Origin of the sequence: Micromonospora cremea (assembly GCF_900143515.1) — a bacterium.
Taxonomy (GTDB): Bacteria; Actinomycetota; Actinomycetes; order Mycobacteriales; family Micromonosporaceae; genus Micromonospora; species Micromonospora cremea.
Window position 1 is genome coordinate 1698089 of record NZ_FSQT01000002.1, and the last position, 23829, is coordinate 1721917.

Consider the following 23829-nt stretch of genomic DNA (forward strand, 5'->3'; position numbering starts at 1 on the left):
GCGCGGCGCCCACTGTCTCATCGACCGTCGGCCGCCAGCAGGGGCTCGGGCGACACCGGGGTGGATTCCGCTGCCGGCCCGCGCAGCTCGTCGAGACGCACCAGGGCCACCCCGGCGACGATCAGCCCGCCACCGAACAGCTGCCAGGCGGTGGGCAGTTCGTCCAGGAAGAGCCAGGCGATCAGCACCGCGAAGAGCACCTCGGTCAGCCCGACGAACGACGAGAGCCGGGGGCCGAGGATGCGGGTGCCGGCGATCCCGGCCAGGTACGCGATCACGGCAGCCACCAGGGAGAGCCCCACGATCGGCAGCAGCCAGCTGGTGCGCTGCCCGGCGAAGGTGACCTCGCCGAAGGTGGCACGCAGCGGCAGCAGACCGGTCAGCCCGATGAGGAGCAGCACGGCGGCGCCGACGGCCATCCCCCCGCTGGCCATGGCGACCGAGGGCAGCCGGGGGTCGACCCGGCCGGCGAGCACGAAGTAGCCGGCCAGGCCGACCGCGGCGCCCAACCCCCAGAGCACGCCCACCGGGTGGAATCCGGCGGTGCCGGTGAGGTCCAGCACGAACGCCAGCCCGGCCAGGGCTGCCGCCGAACCGGCCACGGTGAGCCGGCGCGGCTGCTGCCCGTGCCGCAGCCACATCCAGCCCACGACGAGGATGATGCCCAGGTACTCCAGCAGCAGCGCGATGCCGACCGGCAGGTAGCGCACGGCGTTGAAGAAGCAGACCTGGGCCAGCGCCACGCCGAGCAGCCCGAACATCCCGATCGCCGTGACGTTCCGCCGCAGCACATCCCACCTGCCCCGCAGCGACAGCAGCGCGGGGAGAGCCAGCACCAGGGCGGCCACGCCGACCCGGGCGATCACCGCTGACTCGGCGGACCAGCCGGCCTCGATGAGCGAGCGCGCGAAGGTGCCCGAGGTGGCGAAGGTGACCGCGGAGAGCAGCGCCAACGCGGCGCCGGCGGCGGGTCGTGACTGCATCCTGCACTCCTCGGAACGGCGATGGTGTCATGGGCAAACTATCCTTGTGCCCATGACGCTAGGCGGCCCCTGTGACAGGAGTCAAGTTGCTATTCGCTCATGACACCGAATGTTCTCTGATCGCCGCTGCCGCGCTGGTCAACACGGCGGGCCGAGACGGCGAGCTACTGCCCGACGTCGCCGCGCTGGACGCGTTCTTCACCCGGCACTCCTACAGCGGACGGCACGAGCACACCGACGCCGAGCTACGCGCTGTCCGGGAGTTGCGGCCTCGGCTGCGCCGCATCTGGCACGCCGAGCCGGCCGAGATCGTCGCCGTGGTCAACGGCCTGCTGCTGGAGCACCGGGCGCTGCCGCAGCTGATCGAGCACGACGACGAGCCGTACCACCTGCACGCCGTGCCCCGCGACGCGCCGCTGGCGACCCGCATCGCCGTGGAGGCGGCGATGGCGATCGCCGACCTGGTCCGCGCCGGCGAGCTGAGCCGGCTGCGGATCTGCGAGTACCCCGACTGCGAGAACGTGGTCGTGGACCTGTCCCGCAACCGGTCGCGGCGGTTCTGCGAGGCCGGCTGCGGCAACCGCGCCGCGGTGACCGCCTACCGCGCCCGCCGGGCCGCCGGCCGCTCCTGAGCGGTGTCCGCCCATTCCTCGACCCGGAGTTCGTACTCCACCTCACCGTGCTCGGCACCCGGAATCGGGTCGCCCCACTGGAGGTGGAAGGTGCGCACGTAGCGCAACCCGGCCTTCGCCATCACCCGCCGGGAGCGGTCGTTGACCGTCATCGTCTCGGCCCACACCCGCCGCACGCCCACGGTGTCGAAGGCGTACCGGACCAGCGCCCGGGAACCCTCGGTGGCCAGGCCGCGCCCCCAGGTCGAGCGGCGCAGCCGGTAGCCCAGCTCGGCCTCGGTGCCGTCCGCCGACGGATCGAGCGCGAACCAGCCCAGAAACCCGCCGGTCTCCCCGTCCAGCGCCGCCCAGCGGCCCAGGCCGGGATGCTGGTCGTACCGGGCCAGCAGCGTCGGCAACTGCTCGTCGCGGATCGTGGCGGGCGGGGTGGCCACGCCGCCGGTGAGGAAGCGCATCACCTCGGGATCGCTGTCCAACTCGACCAGCGCGTCGACATCGCCCATGGTGAGCCGCCGCCACCGCAGCCGCTCGGTCGCCGGAGGCAGGCCCGCGTCATCTCCGCCCATTGCGGGATCATCCCGTCCGCCCCGCGACACCGTCGAGCTGTTTTGCCGCGGCCACCGCCGCGGCGGGCCGGGAGTCAGGGGTGGGTCATCCGGAGCAGGTCGAGCACCTCGTCGAGCTGGGTCTCGCTGAGCTTGCCGGAGTCCACGTGCCCCCGGGAGATCACCACCTCACGGATCGAGGTCTGCTTGGCCAGCGCCTCCTTGGCGATCGACGCGGCCTCGTCGTACCCGAGGTAGCGGTTGAGCGGGGTGACGATCGACGGCGAGCCCTCGGCGTACGCCAGGCAGACCTCGGCGTCCGCGACCACGCCGGCCACCAGGCGGTCGGCGAACAGTCGGCTCGCTGCGGCCAGCAGCCGGATCGACTCCAGCAGGTTGCGGCCCATCACCGGGAGCATCACGTTCAACTCGAAGTCGCCTTGCGAGCCGGCAAAGCCGACCGTCGCGTCGTTGCCGATCACCTGGGCGCAGACCTGCCGCATCGCCTCGGCGACGACCGGGTTGACCTTGCCCGGCATGATCGACGAACCGGGCTGGAGGTCAGGGATGCGCAACTCGCGCAGGCCCGCCCGGGGGCCGGAGCCCATCCACCGGATGTCATTGGCGATCTTGTAGAGGCCCACCGCGACGGTACGCAGCTGGCCGGAGGTCTCCACCAGCGCGTCCCGGGCGCCCTGCGCCTCGAAGTGGTTGCGGGCCTCGGTCAGCGGCAACCCGGTCGACTCCCGCAACCTGCCGATGACGGCGGCGGCGAAGCCGAGCGGGGTGTTGATTCCGGTGCCCACGGCGGTGCCACCCAACGGCAGCTCGGCCAGCCGGGGCAGCGCCCCCTCCAGCCGTTCCATGCCGTAGCGCACCTGGGCGGCGTACCCGCCGAACTCCTGCCCGAGGGTGACGGGCGTGGCGTCCATCAGGTGGGTACGCCCGGCCTTCACCACCGTCTCGAACTCGGCCGCCTTGCCCTCCAGCGCCTCCGCGAGGTGGTTGAGCGACGGCAGCAGGTCCTCCGCGATGAACTGGGTGGCGGCCAGGTGGATTGAGGACGGGAAGACGTCGTTGCTGGACTGGGAGGCGTTCACGTGGTCGTTCGGGTGCACGTCCCGGCCCAGCTCCCGGGTGGCCAGGGTGGCGATCACCTCGTTGGCGTTCATGTTCGACGACGTCCCGGACCCGGTCTGGAACACGTCGACCGGAAACTGGTCGTCGTAGCCGCCGGCGGCCACGTGCGCGGCGGCGGCCGCGATGGCGGCGGCCACGTTCTCGTCGATCACGCCCAGCTCACCGTTGACCTCGGCTGCCGCGCCCTTGATCTGGGCCAGCGCCTTGATCTGGGCCGGTTCGAGACCCCGGCCAGAGATCGGGAAGTTCTGCACCGCACGCTGCGTCTGCGCCCGCCACAACGCTTCGGCGGGCACCTCCACCTCGCCCATCGAGTCGCGTTCGATCCGGTAACCGGTCGCCTCTGGAGTCGTCACGCGTACCATCCTGCCGCGCCCGTCGCCGACTCGCAGATGAACCCTCAGTCCAACTCGGTCAGCAGCCGTTCCACCTCGTGCTGGTCCGGGGACTCGATCTGTCGGAACAGGGGCAGGGCTCGGATCAGATGCGCGCGGGCCGCCGCCGGGTCGGTGTCCCGTAGGCAGCGGGCGATGCCCTCCAGCGCGCGGGCCTGCTCGTATCGGACACGCAACCGGGTCGCGTCGGCGAGCACCCGGCGGTGCAGGTCGAGCGCGCTGGCGACGTCCCCCTGGTCCCGGATCGCCCGGGCCATCAGGTTGCGCGAAGCGCACTGCCCCACCCGGTCGCCCACCTCCATCATCGCCACCAGCGCGTCCCGGTGCAGAGCGGTGGCGCGTTCCGGCCGCCCGGCGACGCGCTCCATCACACCGATCTCGTTGAGCACCTCCCCCTCGCCGAATCGGTTGCCCCCGTGGCGCTTGAGGTGCAACGCGATCCGCAGGATCCGACGGGCCGGGCCCAGGTCACCCATCCGGTGCCGGATCATGCCGAGGTGCCCGATCGCGTTCCCGGTCTGCCGCATGTCCTTCGTCTGGCGGGCCAGCATGAGGTGCTGCCGGGCGGTGCGCAGCGCCTCGTCGTACCGGCCCCACCCGATCAGCGCAAAGCACAGGTTGTTCTGCAGGTTCGTCAGCTCGTGTGCGTCACCCAGCCCGGTGACCATGCCCAGCGCCTCGTCGAACTTCGCCTTGCCCTGCCGGAAGTCACCGTTCGCGGCGTACGAGATTCCGAGGTTCCACAGCGTGCTGAGCACGTCGCCCCGCAGCCCGAGACGGCGGCGCAGGTCGAGCGCCACCTCCATCGAGCTGATCGCCTCCGGAAAACGGGCCAGCCGGAAGTACGCCGAGGAGAGGTAGTTCAGCATCACGGCGACCGCCGCCTCGTCGCCGAGCCGCTCGGCGACCCGAAGCCCGATCGTGTGGGTCTCGATCAGCTCGTCGAGGTGCCCGCTGTCGAAGTTGAACCGCCAGCAGGCCCGGGCCAACTGCCAGCACTGGGTCGGAAAGCCCTCCTCCTCGGCCAGCCGGACCAGGGCGGTGAGCGCGGCCAGATTCTCCTCGAACCACGCCACCCCCTCGGCTGCCGGGGCGGCCACCAGATCGGGCCGGCTGGGCGTGCGGACCGGAATGGTGCGGCGACTGCCCGCCGCCTCGATCGCCCGGGCGATCGCGACCGCGACCGAAAGTTGATGGTCCAGCAACCGCTCAAGGGCGGCGTGGCGTTCGTTCGGCCGCTCCCCGGCATCCAGCAGTAGCCGGGCGTACTCCCGGAGCAGATCGTGCAACCGGTACCGGCCCGGCTGCACCTCCTCCGCCAGGTGCGCGTCGACCAGCTCGTCCAGCAGGTCCTGCGTTTCGGTCCGGGGCAGCTCCGCCAGGGCGGCGGCCACTTCGCTGTCCAGCCGTCCGCCGGGGTACAGACCGAGCAGCCGGAACAGCCGTTGCGCCGGCGGAGAGACCTGCGCGTACGACAGCGCGAACGCCTGCCCCACCGAGCGCTGCCCGGCGGCCAGCTCGGCCAGCGGGCCCGCCCCGGCGACCAGCCGCTCGGCGAGGTCGGCGACGCGCCAGTGCGGTCGGTGCGCCAGGCGGGCGCCGGCCAACCGGATGGCGAGCGGCAGGTGGCCGCAGCGACGCGCCACCTCGGCGGCCGCCTCCGGTTCGGCGGCGACCCGCTCCGCGCCGGCCACCCGACCGAGCAGCTCGACCGCCTCGTCGGCGTCGAGCACGGGCAGGGACGACGGTCGCCCCTCGTCCACCCCGACCAGCCGGCGGCGGCTGGTGATCAGGACCAGGCAGTGTGAGCCGTTGGGCAGCAGCGGCGCCACCTGATCGGCGGTGGCGGCGTTGTCCAGCACCACCAGAGCCCGCCGGCCGGCCAGCTCGGTCCGCCAGAGCGCCAGCCGGTCGTCCGGGTCCACCGGCATCCGCTCCGCCGGCACGCCGAGCTGGCGCAGCAGGGCGGCCACGGCCGTGGCCGGCGTCAACGGGCTGCGCTCGCTGTGCCCGTGCAGGTCGACGAAGAGCTGGGCATCCGGGTAACGGTCGGCGAGCGCGGTGGCGACGTGCACGGCGAGGGTGGTCTTGCCGCTGCCGGCCATTCCGTCGATCAGCTGGATTCGGGTGCCGTCCTCCTCGATCTCCTTGACCAGGCGGGCCACCGTCTCCTGCCGGCCGGTGAAGTCACCGATCGCCCGGGGTAGCGACCGGACCGGGGCGACCGGCCGGATCTCCCGGCCGGCCAGGGCCAGGTCCCCGGCGAGCACCCGCTGGTGCAGTTCCTGCAACTCGGCGCCCGGTTCGATGCCCAGCTCGTCGGCGTAGATCCGCCGGCCCTCCCGGTAGACCGCGAGCGCGTCGGCCTGCCGGCCGACCGAGGAGAGGGCGAGCATCAGTTGGCCGCGCAGGCGTTCCCGCAGCGGGTGCTGATCGACGCTCTCGGTCAGCTCCTCGAGCAGCTCGGCGGCCTGCCCGAGGCGCAGCTCGACGTCGACGCACTCCTCCAGCGCGGTGAGGCGCTGCTCGTCGAGCGCCTGGGCGCGGCGGCGGACGCTGCGGCTCGGGATACCGCCGAGCGCCGGCCCCCGCCAGAGCGCCAGGGCGGCCCGGAACCGCTCACGCGCGTCGGCCAACCGACCGGAGGCCACTGCGGCCCGGGCCGCCTCCACTCCGCGGGCGAAGATTTCCGCGTCCAGGTCGGTCGGCCCGGTACGGATGCCGTACCCCACGGGGTCGGTGACGATGGTCTCCGGTGTCAGCCCGAGTTCGGCGAACCGACGCCGCAGCCGCGACACGCACGTCTGCAACTGTGCGCGGGCGGTGGCCGGCGGGCGTTCCTCCCAGACCGCGTCGACCAACTCCTCGACCGGCACCAGCCGACCGGACCGCAGCAGCAGCATGGCGAGCACGATCCGGTCGCGACCGGCGGTGACGGTGGACTCGCCACCGCCGACCCGCAGGGGCCCCAGGATCCCGAACCGCATCTGCTCTCCCGCATTGATGGTGCAACTTTCAGCAGAGTAGCCCGACGGTCACGGATCGCCGCGATCCGTCGATAGTGATCTGAGAGCGGATCGACAGCGGCACGCCGAAGACTCGCCCCGGGTTGTCGGTGACGGCATCCGACGGGGGCGGTGCGCCCGTTCCCACCCCGGCGGGGGCGGGCGCACCGATGTCGGTGGAGCACGGACGACAGAAGGGGGGCGCCGGGCTGACCTGCCCGGCGCCCCCCTTCGCATACCCCCAGGTCAGCGGCGGCCGACGGTGAGCACCGGCTTGGTGACCTCGGCGAAGAAGTCGTTGCCCTTGTCGTCGACCACGATGAAGGCGGGGAAGTCCTCCACCTCGATCTTCCAGACCGCCTCCATGCCCAGCTCCGGATACTCCAGGACCTCGACATGCTTGATGCAGTCCTGGGCGAGGCGCGCCGCGGGGCCGCCGATCGAGCCGAGGTAGAAACCGCCGTGCTGCTGGCAGGAGCGGGTCACCTGACCCGACCGGTTCCCCTTGGCCAGCATCACCTGCGAACCGCCGGCCGCCTGGAACTTCTCCACATAGGCGTCCATCCGGCCGGCGGTGGTCGGCCCGAACGAGCCGGAGGCGTAACCCTCGGGGGTCTTGGCCGGGCCGGCGTAGTAGACCGCGTGGTCGCGGAGGTACTGCGGCATCGGCTCACCGGCGTCCAGCCGCTCGGCGATCTTGGCGTGCGCGATGTCGCGGGCCACCACCAGCGGGCCGGACAGCGACAGCCGCGTCTTCACCGGGTACTTGGACAGCTCGGCGCGAATCTCGTCCATCGGCCGGTTCAGGTCGACCCGGACGACCATCTCGGTGTCGAGCGAGTCGTCGGTGACGTCGGGCAGGAAGCGCGCCGGGTCGGTCTCCAGCCTCTCCAGCCAGACACCCGACGGGGTGATCTTGGCGACCGCCTGCCGGTCCGCCGAGCAGGAGACCGCGATCGCCACCGGGCAGGAGGCTCCGTGCCGGGGCAGCCGGACCACCCGCACGTCGTGGCAGAAGTACCGGCCGCCGAACTGCGCACCGATGCCGAAGTTGCGGGTCAACTCCAGCACCTCCGCCTCCAGCTCCAGGTCCCGGAAGCCGTGGGCGCTCATCGATCCGGCGGTGGGCAGCGCGTCCAGGTACTTGGCGCTGGCGTACTTCGCGGTCTTCAGGGCGTACTCGGCGGAGGTGCCGCCGATGACGATGGCCAGGTGGTACGGCGGGCAGGCGGCGGTGCCGATCAGCCGCAGCTTCTCCTCCAGGAACTGCATCATCCGCGTCGGGTTGAGCAGCGCCTTCGTCTCCTGGTAGAGGTACGACTTGTTGGCCGAGCCACCGCCCTTGGCCATGAACAGGAACTTGTACGCGTCGGGGTGCCCGTCCGGGTCCTCGGCGTACAGCTCGACCTGGGCCGGCAGGTTGCTGCCGGTGTTCCGCTCGTCCCACATGGTCAGCGGGGCGAGCTGGGAGTAGCGCAGGTTGAGCTTGGTGTACGCCTGGTAGACACCCCGGGAGATGGCCTCGGCGTCGGCCCCGTCGGTCAGGACGTGCCGGCCCCGCTTGCCCATCACGATGGCGGTGCCGGTGTCCTGGCACATCGGCAGCACCCCACCGGCGGCGATGTTGGCGTTGCGCAGCAGGTCCAGCGCCACGAACCGGTCGTTCGGCGAGGCGGCCGGGTCGTCGATGATCGCCCGGAGCTGCGCCAGGTGCGCCGGGCGCAGGAAGTGCGCGATGTCGTGCATCGCCTCGGCGGTCAGCGCGGTGAGCGCGGCCGGCTCGACGGTGAGGAACCGGCGGCCTCCCGGGCCGTGTACGACGTCCACGCCCTCGTCGGTGACCAGGCGGTAGTCGGTCTGGTCGGGGCCGGTCGGCAGCAGGGGGGCGTACGAGAATGCGGCGGCACTGCTCATGAGCGGCAAGCCTAGGGCAGACCGGTCGATCATTCGCACCCGCCGGGCAGGTCCTGGGACGCCGCTCTCATTCGCCGGGCCCGCCGCGCTCCGGTGGCCGCCGCTCGCTGTCCGGGACGACGTGCCGACCGCCTGCTCAGCCGTCCTTGCCGCCAGCGGGATCGGGGCAGAGTTCCCGCTTGGGCCCACAGTTGTCGTCGTCTCCGGTGCCGGGGCCGGTGCCGCCCGGGGCGGGGATGTCGCCGTCGCCGGGCGGTGGGGCGGGGGCGCCGCCGGTCGCGCCGAAGCGGACGTACCCGATCTCCCGTCCCTCGCCGACGATCATGCCCTGCGGCCCGACCGCGAGGGCGTTCGCCGGGGTCCGCAGGACGGCCAGCTCGCGGCCGCTGCGCGGGTCCAGGGCGACCAACCGGGACGGCTTCTCGTCGACGACCACCGCCGCGTACGGGGTGAGCGCGGCGCCGGCCTTGCCGCTGGCCGGTCGGGTCCACAGGACCCGGTCGGTGCCGAGTTCGCGGGTCACCACCGAGCGCTTGTCGGCGGCCCGGAACAGGGCGTACCGATCGTCGACCGCGATCAGCCGGGTGCCCGGCTCGCCGGCCCAGAGCAGCCGCCCGTCGTACCCGTCGATGACCGCCTCGCGGCCGTCCGGGCCGACCCCGATCAGGACGTTCCGCGCACCCTGCGGATCCTCCCGCTGCGCGCAGCCGGCGCTGTCGGCGGTCCGCAGGTTGACCCCGGCCCGCTGCCAGGCCTCCTGCCCGGTCGCCGGGTCCCGGGCGGAGATGGCGAAGTAGCAGGTGCCGTCCTGGGAGCGGGCGGCGATCCGCAGCATCCGGCCGCCCACCACGGAGAGCCGCTCGTCCCGGCCCGGCTCGACGTTCTGCAGCACCCGGCCGGTGGCGGTGTCGACCACGTGCACGCGACCGTCGACCGGGAAGCCGAGCAGTGGTGGCACCGGCTCCGGCCCGGCCACCCTGTCGTCGATCCGGGTGGCGGTGAGCCTCCGGGTGCCGCGCAGACCCGGGTTGTCGGCGAGCAGCCCACTGCTCACACCGGGCAGGAACGCCGTCCACAGTGGTGCGGTGCCTCGCGGGTCCCAGGCGCTCAGGGTGCAGTCGGTGGCATCCGTGCAGCGGGCGTCCAGCAGCAGGTTGCGGTACGTCCAGACGGCCACCGCGTCGTCGTCGCGCCGCCGCGTCGCGCCGGTGGCGGGATCGAGCAGCTCGTACCCCTTGACCAGGAGCTTGCCGACGGCGACCACCGGGTCCCGGTCGCCGCCGGCGACCGCGGACCAGTCCGCCTTGCGCTCCCAGAGCTGGGCGCCGGTGGCGAGGCTGCGGGCTTCGACCCGGGTGCGCTGCTCGACCACCACCGTGTCACCGGCGATGGTCACGCTGCGCGGGGTGCCGCCGATCCGCTCCTGCCAGACCACGTCCGGCTCGGAGATGGGTTCACTGCGGTCCACCCAGTCCCACAGGCCCGGGAAAGGGTTCCACACCCCGGTGGCGGCGAGGGCGACGACCACGGCGAGGCCAAGCAGCAGCCCACCGCGCACGCTCCCCTTCGCCACACCGCACACGGTAGCCACGATCACGGATCTTCCGTACGCCCGCGCCGCCGTGTCGCCGCGCTTTCTGCGGCCGGAGGTGTTAACAGGGGGCCCTATCCTCTACCGGAGGCGTCAGGAAGGTGCCCTTCCTTCGGTCCGGACGGCGCTGCGCACCAGCGGAAGCGTGCGATAGGAAATCTGCTCGGCCAGCGCGATGATCGTCGAAGCCCGCGTGATGCCCGCGGAGGAGACGATCTGGTCGATGACCCGCTGCAGGTCCGTGTTGGAGCGGGCCACGATCCGACAGAGCAGGTCACTGGAGCCGGTGATGGTGTGCGCCTCCAGCACCTCGGGGATGGCGGCCAGGTGCGCGGTGACCGGGTCGTGGCCGTGCCGTTGACTGATCTCCAGCGTGACGAAGCTGGTCACCCCGAACCCGATCGCGGCCGGGGAGATCTCCGGGCCGAACCCGCCGATGACCCCCCGGTCGACCAGCTTGTCCAGCCGGGCCTGCACGGTGCCCCGGGCCACTCCAAGCCGCCGCGAGCACTCCAGCACGCCGATCCGCGGTTCCTCGGCGAGCAGTTCGATCAAGCGCACGTCGAGTGTGTCGAGCTGTACAGCCTGCTCACCATTCATGGGTTCAGACCATACCGAATGTGCAACCTGACCAGCTTTTCCTCCGACAGTTGCCCAGTCGGGGCCCGCCCAGCGATCCTCGCCACAGGAACCAACCACGGCGGCCCACGAGGCCGGCCGGTACGCGAGGGAGGCCACCATGACCCAGGCGATCGACCGACCCCAGTCGACCGAGGACGTCGACGTCGACCAGCTCGTCGGCGCCGTCGACCACGACATCAGCCGCGACCCCTTCCCGGTCAAGGGTCTCGACCACGTGCACTTCCTGGTCGGCAACGCCAAGCAGGCCGCGCACTACTACTCCACCGCGTTCGGCATGACCTGCGTGGCGTACCGCGGCCCGGAGCAGGGCTACCGGGACCACGCCCAGTACGTACTGACCAGCGGCTCGGCCCGGTTCGTGCTGACCGGCGCGGTGCGCCCGGACGCCGACGGCGCCGAGCACGTGGCCCGGCACAGCGACGGGGTGAGCGACATCGCGCTCGAGGTGCCGGACGTGGACACCGCGTACGCGCACGCCATCGTCCAGGGCGCCACCAGCGTCGTGGAGCCGCACGAGGTGACCGACGAGCACGGCACGGTCCGGATGGCCGCCATCGCCGCGTACGGCGACACCCGGCACACGCTGGTCGACCGGTCCCGCTACACCGGCCCGTTCCTGCCCGGCTTCGTGGCCCGTGGCCCGATCGTGGACCGGCAGCCGATGATCGACGCCGGCATCCAGCCGAAGCGCTTCTTCCAGGCCGTCGACCACGTGGTCGGCAACGTGGAGCTGGGCCGGATGGACGAGTGGGTTGAGTTCTACAAGCGGGTGATGGGCTTCTCCAACATGGCGGAGTTCATCGGCGACGACATCGCCACCGACTACTCGGCGCTGATGAGCAAGGTCGTGGCGAACGGCACCCGCAAGGTGAAGTTCCCGCTCAACGAGCCGGCGATCGCCCGCAAGAAGTCGCAGATCGACGAGTACCTGGAGTTCTACCAGGGCCCGGGCGCCCAGCACATCGCGGTCGCCACCAACGACATCCTGGCCAGCGTCGACGCGATGCGGGCCGCCGGGGTGGAGTTCCTGGACACCCCCGACTCGTACTACGAGGACCCGGAACTGCGCGCCCGGATCGGCAACGTGCGGGTGCCGATCGAGGAGCTGAAGGCCCGCAGGATCCTGGTCGACCGGGACGAGGACGGCTACCTGCTCCAGATCTTCACCAAGCCGGTGCAGGACCGCCCGACCGTCTTCTTCGAGCTGATCGAGCGGCACGGCTCGCTCGGCTTCGGCAAGGGCAACTTCAAGGCGCTCTTCCAGGCCATCGAGCGGGAGCAGGAAGCCCGCGGCAACCTGTAACACTTGCGAGCGTGACGCAGCCTCCGTCGTACCCGACGCCGCCGGTCGGTGGGCCTCCGCCCGCCGCCGGCGGCGTCGCGCCGCCGCCCGGACCACACCCGCAGGGGTACGCGGTGCCGCCGCAGTACGCCCCACCCGGCTGGCCCCCGCCGGGGTACGCCGGACCGCCCCGTCCACTGCCCCCGACGCTGAGCCCGGGTGGTCAGCCGCTGGCCAGCTTCAGCGACCGGCTGCTCGCCTGGCTGATCGACATGGTGCTGGCCAGCGCCGTCTCGCTGGTGCTGTTCATGCCGGTCTTCTTCATCCTCTGTTGGCGGATGATCACCGAGATGAACCGGACCAACCCGGACGGAACCCTCGTCGAGCCCGACCCGGGCACCTTGTTCGTCACCTTCTTCATTCCGATCCTGCTGCTCGAGCTCGGGCTGCTCGTCCTGATGCTCGGGCTCTACTGGCTCTACCACGTGGAGTACCTCAAGCGCGGCGGTCAGACGATCGGCAAGAAGGTGATGAAGCTGCGTGTGGTGCCGCTCGACCCGACCCGCGCGCTGGACCGGCGGATGGCCGGCCGGCGGTGGCTGGTGCAGTACCTGGCGGCCTCGCTGGTCCCGGGCATCAGTTACCTCGACGGGTTCTGGCAGCTCTGGGACAAGCCCTGGCAGCAGTGCCTCCACGACAAGTTCGCCGGCACGGTCGTCGTTAAGGTGTCCCAGTGAGCGTGGAACCTGGCTGGTACGTCGACCCCGCCGACCCTGAGACCCGGCGCTACTGGGACGGCGAGGGCTGGCTCGGCGCGCCCATCCCCGTCGACGCGACTCCGCCGGACGGCCCACCCCCGGTGGAGCCACCGCCCGTCTCGGTCACCCCGGCCGCGCCGGCAGCGCCGGCCGCCCCCGGCCCGGTGACCGCCGCGCCAGACTGGCCGCCGCAACCCGGGCCGGGTCCACAACCGGGGCACGGCTCGCAGCCTGGGCACGGCCCAGGCTGGGCACCGCAGGCCGGTCCCCCCGGCTGGGCACCCCAGGGTGCTCCGCCCGGATGGGCACCCCAGGCCGGTCCCCCGGGCTGGGCACCGCAGGGTGCCCCGCCCGGCTGGGCTCCACAGGGCGTTCCGCCCGGCTGGGCTCCACAGGGCGTTCCGCCCGGCTGGCCCGGACGGCCACCGGAGCCGCGCCCGCACGGGCTGGAGTTGGCAGGCTACGGTCAGCGGTTCACCGCCCGACTGATCGACTTCGGCCTCGTCTTCGCGCTGAACGCACTGGTCAACGGCTGGTTCGTCTGGCGTTGGCTCCTGGAGTTGATGCCGTACTGGCGGGAGGTGCTCCGGCGCGCGCAGCAGGGCAACTCCTCCACGGAGGGGCTGCCACCGATCGGCGAGCAGGCCGGGCTCCTCCTGGTGGTGATCCTGGTGATCGCCACCGCGCTCTGGCTGGCGTACGAGGTGCCCGCCATGGCCGCTGGCGGACAGACCGTCGGCAAGCGGGTGATGCGGATCCGCGCCGTGCCGCTCGCCGCCGACCAGCCACTGGGCTTCGGCTCGGCGCTGAGCCGGTGGACCACGCTTGGCATGCCCACCCTGCTCTGGTACTGCGCCGGGCTCGGCCTGGTGTTGCAACTCGTCGACGCCCTCTCCCCACTCTTCGACCACCCGCTCCGTCAGGCGCTGCACGACAAGCGCGCGCAGACGGTGGTCGTCCAGGTCCCCCGCACCACCGGTTCCGACACCCCGAACGACCGCGACCAGCCCTCGGGAGAAACCCCATGACCGACTCCGGACGTCACCAGCCGGCGCTGCGGCTGACCCGCGCCGACCTCGACGCGCTGCCCAACTACGTACCCGGGCGCAGCCCCGCCGACCTGGCGCGTGAGCTGGGTCTGCCGGAGGCGATCAAGCTGGCCAGCAACGAGGTGCCGTACGGGCCACTGCCCGGTGTGGTGGAGGCGGTCACCGAGGCGCTCGCCGCCTCGCACCGCTACCCGGACATGGGCGTGGTCGCGCTGCGTGACGCGCTGGCTCAGCGGTACGGCGTGGAGCCCGACCGGATCGCCACCGGCTGCGGGTCGGTGGCGCTCGCCGAGCACCTGGTGCGGGCCACCTGCCTGCCCGGCGACGAGCTGCTCTACGCGTGGCGGTCGTTCGAGGCGTACCCGATCATCGCCGCGACCAGCGGCGCGACCAGCGTGCGGGTGCCCAACGACGCCGGGCACGGGCACGATCTGACGGCGATGGCCGCGGCGGTGACCGACCGGACCCGGATGATCCTGGTCTGCAACCCGAACAACCCCACCGGCACGGCGGTACGCCGGGCCGAGCTGGACCGGTTCCTCGACGCGGTGCCGGACGACGTGCTGGTGGTCATCGACGAGGCGTACCGGGAGTTCGTCACCGACCCGGAAGTGCCGGACGGGCTCGACTACCTGGACCGGCCGAACGTGGCGGTGCTGCGCACCCTGTCCAAGGCGTGGGGCCTGGCCGGGCTGCGGGTGGGCTGGCTGGTCGCCCAGCCGGTGGTGGCCGCGGCGGTCCGCAAGGTGGTGACCCCGTTCTCCACCAGCACGGCCGCCCAGGCCGGGGCACTCGCCGCGCTGACCCAGGCCACGGAGATGGAGCGCCGTTGCGCCCTGGTCGTCGCCGAGCGGGACCGGGTCACCGAGGCGCTGCGGAAGTTCGTGCCTGACGTGCCGACCAGCCAGGCCAACTTCGTCTGGCTGCCGCTCGGCGACAAGGCGGTGGCGTTCGGCAAGTCCTGCGAGGCGCGCGGGGTGATCGTCCGGCCGTTCGCCGGGGACGGGGTGCGCGTCACCATCGGCACTCCGGCCGAGAACGACGCGTTCCTGGCCGCCGCGGAGGCGGCGCTGGTCTGATCCGTGCCGGCCCGCCACTGACGACGCCGCTGGTCGACCGGGTCACTCCGGTCGCCGGCGGCGGGCCGCCGGCCCGATCAGGTGGCGGCCAGGATCACCGCCTCGGCGGTCAGGTAGTACCGCTGGTCGTCCCCGTCCGGGTCGACCGGCTCGCGAAGCCGTTCCACCGCGAGGTAGCCGTCCGCCGCCGCCACCGCCCCGGGCACCCAGCCGGTCCCATCGGAGCCGACGTTGAGCGAGAAGCGCGAGAGCCGCGTCCCGGTCACCGGGTCGAGCGTCACGAGGTCGTTCGCGTCGGTCAGCAGGTGCACCCGGCCAGGTTGGACGGCGAGCACCCGGGCCGATCCCAGCCCGTCGACCCGCCACAGCTCGGCACCGGAGCGGGCCGACCGACCAACGGCCACCCCGTCGAGCACGGTAACCGCCTGCTCGCTGGCCAGGGTCGCGCCGGAGGCGTCCAGCGCGGGGGCGGCGATCGGCTCGCCGACACCCAGCAGCCAACCCCGGCCACCCGCGTCCCCCGGCCCGGCCGTCCGCAGGCCCGGGCAGTCCGACCGGCCGGTACGGCAACCGAGCGGGGTCGCCACCAGCGCGTCCGGGCCGTTCGGCGGCCGCCAGCGCTCGCGCACCACGCCGGTCGCCGCGTCCCGGAACTCGACCGTGGTCGGCCCGGCGCAGCTGTCCACGCCGATCAGCCGCCCCGAGGAGGTGGTGCCGACGTCGCTGCGGCAGGCGCCGGGCAGGTCGACCCGCCACAGCTCCCGGCCGCCGGCCAACTCCACCCCGCGTGCCTGGGCGTCCCCGGTGACCACCAGCACCCTCCGGCCGTCCGCGAGGTCGGTGAGGTAGAGCCCGGGCGGATCCCAGACGATGGCCGCCCCGGTACGCCGGACCACCGTCTCGTCCCGGGCGGGCACCGGGCCGTCAGCTCGCCAGAGCACCCGCCCGGTCGACGCGTCGAGCGCGACCAGACGCCCGTCGGACCACCGGCTGACCACCGTCCTGCCGCTGGCCACCACCCCGGTCAACTCCGCCGGCCAGCGCCGGTACGACCAGTACGGGGTGGTCCGGTGCCGCCCGTCGACCGGCCGGTCGGCATAGACCTGGCGGTGCGCGGCGTACACCCGCAGCCGGGCGTCCACGATCAACGGGGCGACCGGCAGCCGACCGACCACGCCGACGGCCGGCTGCGCCGCGGCCGGGTACGCACCCCGAGCCTCCGTGCTCACCTCGGCCGGCGCGAGCACCCGGTGGACGATGACCGCGACCGCCGCGGTGGCGAGCAGCGCCACGACCGCCACCACGAGCCGTCGCCGGCCCTTCGGGAACCCCATGCCGCACCTCCGCCCGGCACCCTACCCAGCGGAACGCGCCGGAGCCTGGTCAGGTCACGCCGCCCCGGGCCGGGACAGCGGCGGTGGAATCGGCCGGATGGAGGTCAGGCTGCTTCGACGGAGCCGGCGGAGCCGGCCGCGTTGGCCGCGGAGGTCAGGTCGGCGAGATCACGCCGGAGCGCCACCTCGACCGCCCGGGCGGCGAGCCCACCGAGCAGCAGCGCCACCACCCGGCCGTACGGGGCGGTCGGCACCGCCTCCTGGGTGACGGTGACCGCCGTGCAGCCACGACGGCGACGCTGGACCGACCGCAGGCTCCAGGTGATCCGGTAGTCCACACCGGCCCCGGAGGAACAGAGCACCAGCCGATGCGGGGCGCGCGCCTCCACCACGAGGAACTCCTCGGTCAGCGTGCCGCCGCCCGGCTGGGTGCGCGCCTCACGCCACGCGGTGCCGGGCCCGAACGGACCCGGGGTGAGCAGCTCGACCGGGCCGGCGGCGCTCAGCCGGGCCGCACGGCCGGGCAGGTCGGTCAGTAGACGCCAGACATCGACGGCGTGCGCCTCGATGAACCCGGTAACCGCCACCGTCGACATGCCACCCTCCCGTGTCCTCGACGGTACGCGGGGTGAGGGCTGGACGGGGCCTCCGGGACGGAATTTCCACCACCCGGAGGCCACGTTGTCCGTTTCGCCCGGCCGCTCGGCGCCGGTCAGCGACCGGCCCGGCGGTCAGCGATCGAAGCGACCGCCCCGGAGCGCGCCGATGAACGCCGTCCACCCCGGCGGGCTGACGGCCAGTGTGGGACCGGCCTGGTCCTTGGAGTCGCGAACCCCGACCAGACCGAGGACGTCGACCAGGTTGTCCGCCACCTCCACGCAGAGCCCCTGGTGGTTGGAACGGCTGCTGGTACGCCATACCGCGCCCGCGAAATCGTGCATCGTCCTACCTCCGTGTGCGATGGGATGCCCCACCGCTGGGCAGCCGGGCGCGGCCCCGGCCCGTGCCACGCAGCGGGGCGATGGAATCCGCGACGATCAACGGGGTAACCCGGATCGGTCATCGCACAGCCGGTGCGATCATCAGTCCCATCGGTGAGACGGTCCGCCGGACGGGCCCACACGGGCCCGACCCGACCGCCGGACCAGTCCGGCGGTCGTTCGAGGGCGGCACGGATCAGTGGGCCGGACGGACCGTTCCGGTGACCTCGCCGAGGGCGACGGTGGTGCCGTCCGGGCCGGGAGCGGTGGCGGTGATGGTCACCGTGTCGCCGTCGGCGAGGAAGGTGCGGCTCTCGTCGCCGAGCTTCACCGGCTCCGCTCCGCCCCAGGTCAGCTCCAGGAACGAGCCGACCTGCGAACGGTCCGGGCCGGAGACGGTGCCCGAGGCGTACAGGTCGCCGGTGCGCAGGGACGCGCCGTTGACGGTGAGGTGCGCCAACTGCTGGGCCGGCGTCCAGTACATGGTGGCGAACGGCGGCTCGCTGACAGGTTCGCCGTTCCACTCGACCGCCAGCCGGAGGTCCAGCCCCAGGTGCGGCACGTCCCGCAGGTAGTCGACGACCGGCGGGTCCTGATCCGGGGCCGGCACGAATGCGTCGGCGAGCGCGTCGAGTGGCGTCACCCAGGCCGAGATCGAGGTGGCGAAGGACTTGCCCAGGAACGGGCCGAGCGGCTGGTACTCCCAGGCCTGGATGTCCCGCGCCGACCAGTCGTTGACCAGCACCACCCCGAAGACGTGGTCGGCGAAGTCGTCGACGGACACCCGGGCGCCCAGCGGGCTCGGCACGCCGACCACGAAGCCGACCTCGGCCTCGATGTCGAGGCGTACGGAGGGACCGGTGACCGGACCCTCGGCGGAGGCGCGCTGGCCGGTCGGGCGGACCACCGGCGTCCCGGAGACCACCACGGTGCCGGCCCGCCCGTGGTAGCCGATCGGCAGGTGCTTCCAGTTGGGCAGCAACGGCGGCTGGCCCGGGCGGAAGATCTGCCCGACGTTCGACGCGTGGTGCTCGGAGGAGTAGAAGTCGACGTAGTCGGCCACCTCGACCGGGAGCAGCAGCTGCACCTCGTCCAGCGGCACCAGCAGCGGTTCCACCGCGGCCCGGTGGGCCGGGTCGGTCAGCAGCTCGGTGATCCGCTGCCGCACCGCCGTCCACTGGGGACGGCCCAGGGCCATGAAGTCGTTGAGGGTGGGCCGGCACAGTGCGCCGGCGGCCAGCACCAGCTCGGCGGTCTCCGCCGCGGCCAGGTCGAGCACCCACGAGCCGATCCGCACGCCGATCCGCGGCCGGCCCCCGTCCTGCCGGAACACCCCGTACGGCAGGTTCGTCACCCCGTACGGCGAACCGTCGGCGCCGGTCACCCAGGTCATGCGTCGTAGCCCCCGTTCACCAGCCCCAGCCGGATCAGATCGGTCAGTGGTTCCAGGATGCTGCATGAGCCGAAGCCGACCCAGAGCGGGCGGGCCCCGTCCAGCCGGCCGCTCGTTCGCTCCAGCAGCGGGCGCGGGTCGGCGACGGTGAGCAGCTCGGCGACCGCGCCCACGCCGTCGCCCTCGGCCGCCGCCAACGTCGCGGCCAGCACGTTGGCGTAGCCGTGGTGGGTGAACCCGGTCTCCGGGTCGAGGTGCCGGACCGCCTGGTGCAGTCCGGCGGTCAGCTTGAACGGCAGGTCCCGGTCCCGACAGGCGCAGATCACCGCGGCCAGCTCGGCCGGGGTGGGGAAGAGCTCGGCGGCCAGGCCACCGGTGCGGAACTTGGCCGCGACCGGCACCCCGTCGGCCCGGGCTGCGGCGAGCGCGTCCAACGCGCCCATCAGCCCGAAGGTCAGCGGCAGCTCGGCGTAGACGGCCTCGACGTCCGGCAGGGAGTCGACCACCCGCAGCAACTCGGCGATGCCGGGCAGCGGGTCCTCGCCCCGTCGGGCGACCGCCACCTCGACCTGTCGGGCGGTGACGCCGTCCGGCGTCAGGAACGACAGCGCGAAGGGCAGGCTCCCGACCCCGGTGTCACCGATCACGCCGACCACCAGGCCCTCGGCCGGGTCGACGAGACCACTCAGCTCCCCTGCGGCCACGGTCGAGGCGGGGACCAGCAGCGGGCCGACCAGGTCGGCGTACCAGGCGGTGCGGTGCCGGCGGTGGGCGGCCAGCGCGTCGGGCAGCGCGGCGCTGCCCGGAGGGAAGACGGCGGCGTCGTCCACCAGGCCGTCGAGGAGTGCGGGCACCTGCGTTGACACGGAACAAGAATGTACGGGACGCTACAAGGAACGGACAACAGCGTCCGATTATCGGACGCCCCCGGCCGGCGAACGGGACATATCGGGAGGCGAAATGCCGTACTACCGCAGCGCCGGCGAGGTGCCACGCAAGCGCCACACCCAGTTCCGTCAGCCCGACGGCAGCCTCTACGCCGAGGAGCTGATGGGCCAGGAGGGCTTCTCCTCCGACTCGTCCCTGCTCTACCACCGGCACGCACCCACCGCGATCCTGGCCGCCGACGAGTTCACCCCGCCCGCGTCCACCCGGACGCCGAACCTGCCGCTCAAGCCCCGCCACCTGCGCACCCACAAGCTCGACGCCGGCGGCGCCGACCCGGTCCTCGGCCGGCAGTACCTGCTCGCCAATGACGACGTGCGAATCGGGTACGTGCTCGCCGACCGCCCCTCGCCGCTGTTCCGCGACGCCACCGGCGACCACTGCCTCTACATCGAGTCGGGGGCACTGCGGGTCGAGTCCCCGTTCGGGGTGCTGGAGGCGGTGTCCGGCGACTACATCATCATCCCCACCTCGACCATCCACCGGCTGGTGCCCACCGGTGCGGAGCCCGTCCGGCTGCTCACCATCGAGGCGACCGGGCACATCGGCCCGCCCAAGCGCTACCTGTCGGTACGCGGCCAGTTCCTGGAGCACTCGCCGTATTGCGAGCGCGACGTCCGCGGCCCCGACGCGCCGCTGCTCGTCGACGGCGAGGAGGCCGAGGTGCTGGTGCGCCACCGGCGTGGCTGGACCCGCTACGTCTACGCCCACCACCCGTTCGACGTGGTCGGCTGGGACGGGCACCTCTACCCGTGGGCGTTCTCCATCCACGACTTCGAGCCGATCACCGGCCGGATCCACCAGCCCCCGCCGGTGCACCAGACCTTCCAGGGCCCCAACTTCGTCATCTGCTCGTTCGTGCCCCGCAAGGTCGACTACCACCCGGACTCGATCCCGGTGCCGTACAACCACCACAACGTCGACTCCGACGAGATGCTCTTCTACACCGGCGGCAACTACGAGGCCCGGCGCGGCTCCGGCATCGAGCAGGGCTCGATCTCACTGCACCCGTCCGGCTTCACCCACGGCCCTCAGCCGGGTGCCGCCGAACGCTCCATCGGCGCGGACTACTTCGACGAACTGGCCGTCATGGTCGACACCTTCCGTCCGCTGGACCTCTGCGACGCGGCCCGCACCTGCGAGGACGACGGTTACGCCTGGACCTGGGCGCGTCGGGTCTAGTCGCCCTTGGGGTTTCGCCGGAGCCCACCCGCTCTGGGCGGTCAGGCTTGATCCCGACGCGGGCGGGCTCCGGCGAAACCCTGACCTGGTCGAGCCAGCCGGGCTAGTGATCTTCTGTGGTGCTGCCGGAGCTTGGGTCAGCGGATGGCGGTGCGGGTGAAGATGGCGAATTCGGCGACCGCGGTGGCGGCGATGGCCAGCACCAGCGGCCACGGCGAGCCGACCACCGCGTACACCAGGAGCAGCACCGGTGCGGCGGCCACCGCGTAGATCGCCAGGGCCAGGGTCCGGTCCGAGTGCAGCAGCTCGGGTAGGACGGTCCGGGTCAGCCCCGGCAACCGGGCCGCGAGCTGCCAGACCACGATCCCGCCGGTGAGCGCGGCGAGCACCGCCAGGACGCGGGAGAAGCCGTCGTTCGCCGAGGCGGCGAACGCCACCACCACCGCGGCCACCAGTGACCAGCCCGCGCCGTAGAGCACCAGACGGTGCAGGCCGTAGGCGATGGTCCGCCCGGAGTCCATCCGTTTCGGGCTGATCGTGGCCGCCTCGGCGAGGTGTTCCAACGCCTCCGACCAGCGGCGCTGCTCCAGCCGGATGACACCCACGTCGTGCCGGGCGTCGGCGAGGCGCGGGTCGAGCCGCAGCGCCTCGCGGTAGGCCCGCTCGGCCAGGTCGAACAGCTCTAGCCGGGCCGCGACCAGGCCGAGCACCAGGTGCGCCTGCGGTTCCTCCGGGGCCAGCTCGACCCCACGCCAGGCCGCGTTCAGCGCCGGCTGGCCGTTGCGCGAATCGGCCAGGAGCGCCGCCGCGCTGCGCTGGGCGTACGCGTCGGCCGGGCCGAGCGCGAGGAGGCGGTCGGCGGTGGCGGCCGACTCGGGGTAGCGCTCCAGGTCGGCCAGCGCCATGCCCCGGGCGACCAGCGGCGGGAGCGCCTCGGGTGCGGCGGCCACGGCGGCGTCGGCGGCGGTGAGCGCATCGACCGGCCTACCGGCGGCCAGGTGGACCCGGGCCAGCATGGTGAGTGCTTCCAGGTCATCGGGCTGCAGCGCGAGCCCAAAGGTCAGCTCCCCGGCCGCCTCGTCGTGGCGGCCGAGTTCGGCGAGGAGCTGGGCGCGCTCGAGGTAGCCGTCGGCGGCGGAACGGTCGGAGGCGGGGTCGCTGGACATCGCGGCGAGCCTAGGTGGCCGGCGCGTCGTACACCAGGGCCACGGCGATCCCGGCCAGCCCTTCCTCACGGCCGGTGAAGCCGAGCCCGTCGGTGGTCGCGGCGGAGACGGTGACCGGGGCACCGACGGCAGCGGAGAGAACCTGCTGGGCCTCCGCACGACGGCGGGCGATCTTGGGTCGGTTGCCGATGACCTGCACGGACACGTTGCCGATCTCCAGGCCGGCGGCCCGCACCCGGCGGGCCGTCTCGGTCAGCAGCGCCACCCCGGACGCGCCGGCCCACTCCGGCTGGCCCACCCCGAAGGCGGAACCGAGATCGCCGAGACCGGCGGCGGAGAGCAGGGCGTTGCAGGCGGCGTGCGCGGCCACGTCAGCATCCGAGTGCCCGGCGAGGCCGTCCTGGTCAGGCCAGAGCAGGCCGGCCACCCAGCAGGGCCGGCCGGGCTCGAAGGCGTGCACGTCGGTGCCGACGGCCACCCGGGGAACGATCATGATAAGAGGGTACGCGTCAGCCGGCGCCGGCCAGCAGGTGCTCCGCCAACGCCAGGTCGAACGGGCGGGTGATCTTCAGCGCGTACTCCGAGCCGGGCACGCAGCTCACCGTGACGCCCTGCTTCTCGACCAGCCCGGCGTCATCGGTGAGCGGGTCGCCGGCCGCGGCGTGCGCGGCGGTGAGCACGGACCGGCGGAAGCCCTGCGGCGTCTGCACCGCGCGCAGGGCGGATCGGTCCACGGTGCCGAGCACCACCTCGCCGGCGCCGACCTCCTTGATCGTGTCGACGACCGGCAGCACCGGGATGACGGCGTCGCACCCGTCGCGGACCGCCGCCGCGACGGACTCCACCAGCTCCGGCGGCGTGAGCGCACGGGCGGCGTCGTGCACCAGGATGATCGCCGGACCGGCGGGCACCGCGGCCAGCGCGGCAGCCACCGAGGCCTGGCGCTCCGCGCCGCCGGGCACCACGGTCACCGGGGCGACCGGGGCGAGCAGCTCGCTGACGGCCGTCACCTCGGCGGCCGGGGCGGCCACCACGATCGTGTGCACCGAGGGCGCAGCGGCCAGCCGGCGCACGGCGTGCACCAGTAGCGGCTCCCCGGCGAGCAGGCGCAGCGCCTTGGGTCGGCCGGGGCCGAGCCGTACGCCGGCACCCGCTGCAGGCACAAGGACCGCGACGTCACCGCGCGGATTCAGCTGCGCGGTCACGTCGCGGTCCTCGGTGGTTTCTTCGCTACGAAGTGGGTACGACGATGCTGTGCGGACTAGGCCTCGGTGAGGACCTTGTCGAGCAGCGTCTCCGCCTCATCCTTGGTGCTCTTCTCCGCCAGCGCGACCTCGCCGACGAGAATGTCGCGGGCCTTGGCGAGCATCCGCTTCTCGCCCGCGGAAAGGCCCCGCTCCCGCTCCCGACGCCACAGGTCACGCACGACCTCGGCGACCTTCAGCGGGTTGCCCGAGGCCAGCTTTTCCAGGTTGGCCTTGTAACGCCGCGACCAGTTGGTCGGCTCCTCGGTGTGCGGAGCCCGAAGAACGTCGAAGACCTTGCCGAGGCCCTCTTCGCCGACAACCTCACGCACGCCCACGATCTCGGCGTTCTCGGCCGGCACCCGGACCGTCAGGTCACCCTGCGCGACCCTCAGGACGAGGTACTGCTTGGGCTCGCCCTTGATGACCCGAGTCTCGATTGCCTCGATGAGTGCGGCCCCGTGGTGGGGGTAAACAACGGTCTCGCCGACACTGAAAACCATAGGTTCGAAACCCCTTTCGCTGTGTCTAGGGTAACACGGTCAGGCACCGATGTCTCACCGATGTCCT

General features: G+C 72.8%; 22 protein-coding genes. 6 read left to right on the forward strand and 16 right to left on the reverse strand.

Features of this window, described 5'->3' with window-relative positions; all coding sequences use genetic code 11:
* Positions 1 to 17: 17 nt before the first annotated feature.
* The gene (locus tag BUS84_RS21325; RefSeq protein WP_074315024.1) at positions 18 to 983 is read right to left on the reverse strand and encodes an EamA family transporter; all 966 of its coding nucleotides are present in this window, start codon (positions 981 to 983) and stop codon (positions 18 to 20) included.
* Positions 984 to 1069: 86 nt separating this feature from the next.
* On the opposite strand from BUS84_RS21325, the gene BUS84_RS21330 reads away from it, so the two are divergent.
* A complete protein-coding gene (locus tag BUS84_RS21330) occupies positions 1070 to 1615 on the forward strand; it encodes a CGNR zinc finger domain-containing protein (RefSeq protein ID WP_074318980.1) in 546 nt (181 codons plus the stop codon).
* Here BUS84_RS21330 and BUS84_RS21335 read toward each other — a convergent pair.
* From BUS84_RS21335 to BUS84_RS21360, 6 genes are all read right to left on the reverse strand, one after another.
* On the reverse strand, positions 1582 to 2181 hold the full coding sequence (locus BUS84_RS21335; protein ID WP_074315026.1) for a GNAT family N-acetyltransferase: 600 nt from the start codon (positions 2179 to 2181) through the stop codon (positions 1582 to 1584). The two genes, BUS84_RS21330 and BUS84_RS21335, sit on opposite strands and share 34 nt — an antisense overlap.
* A 74-nt stretch (positions 2182 to 2255) precedes the next feature.
* Positions 2256 to 3665, reverse strand: coding sequence for a class II fumarate hydratase (locus BUS84_RS21340; protein WP_208869711.1), 1410 nt, complete (start codon positions 3663 to 3665; stop codon positions 2256 to 2258).
* Between the two features lie 35 nt (positions 3666 to 3700).
* Positions 3701 to 6682: an AfsR/SARP family transcriptional regulator gene (locus BUS84_RS21345; RefSeq protein WP_074315028.1), complete on the reverse strand. Its 2982-nt coding sequence runs from the start codon at positions 6680 to 6682 to the stop codon at positions 3701 to 3703.
* 264 nt (positions 6683 to 6946) lie between these two features.
* Entirely contained in the window at positions 6947 to 8614 is a 1668-nt protein-coding gene (locus tag BUS84_RS21350; protein WP_074315030.1) for a fumarate hydratase, read from the reverse strand.
* Positions 8615 to 8750: 136 nt separating this feature from the next.
* The gene (locus BUS84_RS21355; protein ID WP_084757817.1) at positions 8751 to 10196 is read right to left on the reverse strand and encodes an outer membrane protein assembly factor BamB family protein; all 1446 of its coding nucleotides are present in this window, start codon (positions 10194 to 10196) and stop codon (positions 8751 to 8753) included.
* Positions 10197 to 10298: 102 nt separating this feature from the next.
* Entirely contained in the window at positions 10299 to 10805 is a 507-nt protein-coding gene (locus tag BUS84_RS21360; RefSeq protein ID WP_074315031.1) for an Lrp/AsnC family transcriptional regulator, read from the reverse strand.
* A gap of 139 nt (positions 10806 to 10944) precedes the next feature.
* On the opposite strand from BUS84_RS21360, the gene hppD reads away from it, so the two are divergent.
* From hppD to hisC, 4 genes are read left to right on the forward strand one after another with little or no spacing between them, the layout of a single operon-like run.
* A complete protein-coding gene (gene hppD, locus BUS84_RS21365) occupies positions 10945 to 12150 on the forward strand; it encodes a 4-hydroxyphenylpyruvate dioxygenase (RefSeq protein ID WP_074315033.1) in 1206 nt (401 codons plus the stop codon).
* 11 nt (positions 12151 to 12161) lie between these two features.
* Entirely contained in the window at positions 12162 to 12866 is a 705-nt protein-coding gene (locus BUS84_RS21370; protein WP_074315035.1) for an RDD family protein, read from the forward strand.
* Positions 12863 to 13915 carry an RDD family protein gene (locus BUS84_RS21375; protein WP_074315037.1) on the forward strand — a complete coding sequence of 351 codons (1053 nt, stop codon included), beginning with the start codon at positions 12863 to 12865 and terminating at the stop codon, positions 13913 to 13915. Before BUS84_RS21370 ends, BUS84_RS21375 begins: the two co-directional genes overlap by 4 nt.
* Complete coding sequence (gene hisC, locus BUS84_RS21380) at positions 13912 to 15015, forward strand: histidinol-phosphate transaminase (RefSeq protein WP_074315040.1); 1104 nt, start codon at positions 13912 to 13914, stop codon at positions 15013 to 15015. The genes BUS84_RS21375 and hisC overlap by 4 nt, the downstream gene beginning before the upstream one ends.
* Before the next feature lie 77 nt (positions 15016 to 15092).
* Here the strand turns inward: hisC and BUS84_RS21385 are convergent, their stop codons facing one another.
* From BUS84_RS21385 to BUS84_RS21405, 5 genes are all read right to left on the reverse strand, one after another.
* Positions 15093 to 16349 (reverse strand): outer membrane protein assembly factor BamB family protein, encoded by a 1257-nt coding sequence (locus BUS84_RS21385; protein WP_074315043.1) that lies wholly within the window; start codon positions 16347 to 16349, stop codon positions 15093 to 15095.
* Positions 16350 to 16453: 104 nt separating this feature from the next.
* Positions 16454 to 16945, reverse strand: coding sequence for an SRPBCC family protein (locus tag BUS84_RS21390; RefSeq protein WP_074315045.1), 492 nt, complete (start codon positions 16943 to 16945; stop codon positions 16454 to 16456).
* A gap of 135 nt (positions 16946 to 17080) precedes the next feature.
* The gene (locus BUS84_RS21395; RefSeq protein ID WP_074315047.1) at positions 17081 to 17290 is read right to left on the reverse strand and encodes a DUF397 domain-containing protein; all 210 of its coding nucleotides are present in this window, start codon (positions 17288 to 17290) and stop codon (positions 17081 to 17083) included.
* 235 nt (positions 17291 to 17525) lie between these two features.
* Entirely contained in the window at positions 17526 to 18722 is a 1197-nt protein-coding gene (gene fahA, locus BUS84_RS21400) for a fumarylacetoacetase (protein WP_074315048.1), read from the reverse strand.
* The gene (locus BUS84_RS21405; protein WP_074315050.1) at positions 18719 to 19588 is read right to left on the reverse strand and encodes a hypothetical protein; all 870 of its coding nucleotides are present in this window, start codon (positions 19586 to 19588) and stop codon (positions 18719 to 18721) included. Before BUS84_RS21405 ends, fahA begins: the two co-directional genes overlap by 4 nt.
* A gap of 94 nt (positions 19589 to 19682) precedes the next feature.
* On the opposite strand from BUS84_RS21405, the gene BUS84_RS21410 reads away from it, so the two are divergent.
* Positions 19683 to 20849, forward strand: coding sequence for a homogentisate 1,2-dioxygenase (locus tag BUS84_RS21410; protein WP_074315052.1), 1167 nt, complete (start codon positions 19683 to 19685; stop codon positions 20847 to 20849).
* 137 nt (positions 20850 to 20986) lie between these two features.
* Here BUS84_RS21410 and BUS84_RS21415 read toward each other — a convergent pair whose 3' ends face one another.
* From BUS84_RS21415 to BUS84_RS21430, 4 genes are read right to left on the reverse strand one after another with little or no spacing between them, the layout of a single operon-like run.
* Complete coding sequence (locus BUS84_RS21415) at positions 20987 to 22015, reverse strand: tetratricopeptide repeat protein (protein WP_074315054.1); 1029 nt, start codon at positions 22013 to 22015, stop codon at positions 20987 to 20989.
* A gap of 10 nt (positions 22016 to 22025) precedes the next feature.
* Entirely contained in the window at positions 22026 to 22511 is a 486-nt protein-coding gene (ispF, locus tag BUS84_RS21420; RefSeq protein WP_074315056.1) for a 2-C-methyl-D-erythritol 2,4-cyclodiphosphate synthase, read from the reverse strand.
* Positions 22512 to 22524: 13 nt separating this feature from the next.
* A complete protein-coding gene (gene ispD / locus BUS84_RS21425) occupies positions 22525 to 23220 on the reverse strand; it encodes a 2-C-methyl-D-erythritol 4-phosphate cytidylyltransferase (protein ID WP_074315058.1) in 696 nt (231 codons plus the stop codon).
* Between the two features lie 56 nt (positions 23221 to 23276).
* On the reverse strand, positions 23277 to 23762 hold the full coding sequence (locus tag BUS84_RS21430; RefSeq protein ID WP_007073334.1) for a CarD family transcriptional regulator: 486 nt from the start codon (positions 23760 to 23762) through the stop codon (positions 23277 to 23279).
* Between the last annotated feature and the right edge of the window lie 67 nt (positions 23763 to 23829).